The sequence below is a fragment of the Trinickia soli genome (assembly GCF_002879855.1).
GTDB lineage: Bacteria > Pseudomonadota > Gammaproteobacteria > Burkholderiales > Burkholderiaceae > Trinickia > Trinickia soli.
On record NZ_PNYB01000089.1, the window covers coordinates 1 to 409 of the forward strand.

Sequence of the window (409 nt, forward strand, 5' to 3'; positions counted from 1 at the left end):
GCGCAGAGGATGCGAGTGAGATCGCCGACATCCTTGGCGACGAGGAAGTAGTGCTTCATGAAGCGTTCGACTGCGGAAAGACCGGGACGGGCATGATAGCCAAGCGCTTCGGCAATCTCGCGCTGGATGTCGAAGGAGAGCCGCTCCTCCGCCTTGCCGGTCAGGAAGTGCATATGGCAGCGCACGGCCCAGAGGAAATCCTCAGCCTTCTGGAAAAGGCGGTATTCCTGCTTCGAGAGCACGGCAAGCTTCACAAGATCGGCCGGATCGCGGACGTGATAGTAATATTTCGAAATCCAGAACAGCGTATGCAGGTCGCGGAGACCGCCCTTGCCTTCCTTGACGTTGGGCTCGACCAGATAGCGGGTATCACCGGCCTTGCGATGACGCTCGTCGCGCTCGGCAAGCT

Annotated in this window: 1 protein-coding gene; it reads right to left on the bottom strand. The window is 59.4% G+C overall.

What is annotated here, in order from left to right; all coding sequences use genetic code 11:
- A partial coding sequence (locus C0Z19_RS27765) for a [protein-PII] uridylyltransferase family protein (RefSeq protein ID WP_500472333.1) occupies nucleotides 1-409 on the bottom strand: 409 nt, incomplete at both ends.